General features: G+C 29.9%; 3 protein-coding genes. All 3 read left to right on the plus strand.

Going from position 1 to position 3,019, the window contains the following annotated elements; genetic code table 11:
- Nucleotides 1-93 precede the first annotated feature (93 nt).
- The 3 genes from NSA58_RS18040 (at nt 94) to NSA58_RS18050 (ending at nt 2,945) form a co-directional block, all read left to right on the plus strand.
- The gene (locus tag NSA58_RS18040; RefSeq protein ID WP_039678838.1) at nt 94-783 is read left to right on the plus strand and encodes a PspA/IM30 family protein; all 690 of its coding nucleotides are present in this window, start codon (nt 94-96) and stop codon (nt 781-783) included.
- A gap of 74 nt (nt 784-857) precedes the next feature.
- Nucleotides 858-1,967 carry a hypothetical protein gene (locus NSA58_RS18045; protein ID WP_052232889.1) on the plus strand — a complete coding sequence of 370 codons (1,110 nt, stop codon included), beginning with the start codon at nt 858-860 and terminating at the stop codon, nt 1,965-1,967.
- A 12-nt stretch (nt 1,968-1,979) separates the two neighbouring features.
- Nucleotides 1,980-2,945, plus strand: a complete 966-nt coding sequence (locus NSA58_RS18050; RefSeq protein WP_039678839.1) for an SPFH domain-containing protein — start codon at nt 1,980-1,982, stop codon at nt 2,943-2,945.
- Nucleotides 2,946-3,019: the final 74 nt, after the last annotated feature.

The raw sequence follows: 3,019 nt of genomic DNA on the forward strand, positions 1-3,019 counted from the left end.
TTTATATCAATATTATTTAAAAAATTAGGTATATTAAACTAAATTTTTTAATAATTATTACGTATTAAAGATTTGTAAGCAGGAGGGTTTAAAATGGCAGGTATAATAGCGAGATTTAAAGATATAATGTCTTCAAATATTAATGCATTATTAGATAAGGCAGAAGATCCAGCAAAAATAATTAATCAATATTTAAGAAATTTAGAAAGTGATTTAGGAAACGTTAAAGCTGAAACTGCATCTGTTATGGCAGAAGAAAAAAGATCTAAAAGAGCGTTAGATGAATGTAATGAGCAAATAAATAAAATGCAAAGATATGCAGAAAAAGCTTTAATAGCAGGAAATGAATCTGATGCAAAAACATTCTTAGAAAAGAAAACTCAATTATCTAAAAATCAACAAAGTTTACAACAATCTTATGATATAGCAGCAGACAACGCAGTAAAAATGAGAAGTATGCATGACAAACTTGTTAAAGATATAGGTGAATTAAATGCAAGAAGAGAGCAATTAAAAGCTAAGCTAGCAGTTGCTAAAACACAAGAGAGATTGAATAAAATTGGTTCAAGCGTAGATGGTGCTAAAGGTAGTTTATCTGCTTTTGATAAAATGGAAGATAAAATAAACAGACAATTAGATGAAGCTAATGCAATGGCTGAATTAAATTCTTCAAATAAAGAAGATAGCATAGAAGATCTAATGAGCAAATATGATGATAATAAAGAAGCTAACTCTGGGGTTGATGATGAATTACAAGCTTTAAAAAATAAATTAGGATTATAAAATTTTAAAAGATTATGTTTTATGGGGGTGATCTTATAAGTAAATCTTATTATTGTGAGGGCTGCGGAGGAGTAATGGAATTTAATGCAACAGCTCAAGCCTTAAAATGTCCAAACTGTGGCATTGAAGTTGAAATAGAAAATAATCCAGAAGATGTTATAGAACATAATCTTGATATTCATGCAATGAAAAAAATAAAAGTAGAAGAAAAAACTTCTACAAGTATGGAATGTGAAGGATGTGGGGCTATGGTAGAAGTTGATGCAACTAGCACAGCAACTACTTGTCCCTACTGTGGATCACATTATGTTCTATCAAAAAAACAAATAGAGTCAATAATTCCTGATGGTGTAATACCTTTTAAAATAGATAAGTATGATGTAGAATCTATATTTAGGCAATGGATTAAAAAAAGATGGCTTGCGCCAAATGTTTTAAAGACACTATATCAAAAGGATAAGGTTCAAGGTATTTATATGCCTTATTGGACTTTTGACGCAGACACGAGTACTAGCTATACTGCAATGGGTGGAATCGACTATCAAGTGGAATATGAGGACAGTAAAGGTGAAAAACGTACAAGGATAGAAACTAATTGGTATCCAACTAGTGGTCATATAAATCATTTTTTTGATGATGTTTTAGTTAGGGCATCTAATAAATTAAGTGAACATCTTCTCGGATGGATTGAGCCATATAATACAAAAGATGTGGCATCATACTCACCAGACTATATGTCGGGTTATTGTTCAGAAATATATACGATAGATTTGAAGGACGCTCATAATGATGCTATGAATAAAATGAAAAATGATATTTATTTTATGGCTGAAAGAGATGTATTAAGACGATATGATAGGGTTCGCTCAATAAGCCTTCGTACTTATTACTCAGATGAAACATATAAACATATTTTTATACCTGTATATTCGACAGCTTATACATATAAAGATAAACACTATAATGTTTTAATAAATGGAGAAACTGGGAAAATTAAAGGTGAATATCCAAAGAGTCCTGTTAAAATTGCAGCTATAATTATAGTAATATTAGGTATATTATTTGGAATTTATCTGGCATCTTCAGATAAAGGTATAAGTTATAATGATGATTATAAAAAAATACAGTATAGTGATTTAATTAAAGATGAAACTATTTCTTCTTTTGAAGAAATAATGTTTTAGGAGGTTAGTATTATGGGACTATTTAGTAATCAATTTTCTAATGTAGTTGAATGGGAAGAGTTTAGAGATGATATGCTATTTTGGAAATGGGACAATAAAGAAATAAAAAAAGGTAGTAAATTGGTTGTAAGAATGGGTCAAGATGCTATATTTATGTATAATGGTAAAATCGAAGGAATTTTCAAAGACGAAGGAAGTTTTGATATGGAGTCAGAAATAATTCCTTTTTTATCAACATTAAAAGGATTTAGATTTGGTTTTAATAGTGGAATTAGGGCTGAAGTTTTATTTGTTAATACAAAGGAGCTAACAGTGAAGTGGGGTACAAAAAATGCTATTAATATACCTGCACCAGGCCTTCCAGGGGGAATGCCAATAAAATCTTTTGGTACATTCTGTTGTAAAATATCTGATTATGAAGTATTAATTGATAAAATAGCAGGAGTTAAAAAGCAATTCACTATAGAAGATGTAAAATCACGTATTATGTCTATGTTAGATCAAGTTATTATGAAATGGATAGTAAAAGAAGGTAAAGATATTTTTAATCTTCAAGCAAATGCATTTGAAATATCTAATGGTATACAAGAAGACTTAGATATGGAAATGGAGAAGATAGGTATAGCTATTACTAACTTTGCTATATCAAGCGTATCTTATCCAAAGGAAGTTCAAGAGATGGCAACAAAAGCAGCGTCTCATAGTATGATTGGTGATATGAATAAATATACTCAAGTTTCTATGGCAGACTCTTTATCAAAGGGTGGTTCAGGTGGATCTATGGCTTCTGACATGGCAGGAATACAAGTTGGGATGATGATGGGACAGGAAATGATTAATAATATGAATAATAAGCCACAAAATAATGAGACTCAAGAAGGTACATCTAGTGGGAAAAAACCTAATTTTTGCCCAAACTGTGGTACAAAAAATGAAGGTGCAAACTTTTGCCCAAACTGTGGTACAAAGTTAATATAATTATAAAAAAGATATAAGTTATTACCTTATAACCTATATCTTTTTTAGTTCCATGAATTTAATCTCTATTTAAC

It is taken from the genome of Terrisporobacter muris (assembly GCF_024621905.1).
GTDB classification, from domain to species: domain Bacteria; phylum Bacillota; class Clostridia; order Peptostreptococcales; family Peptostreptococcaceae; genus Terrisporobacter; species Terrisporobacter muris.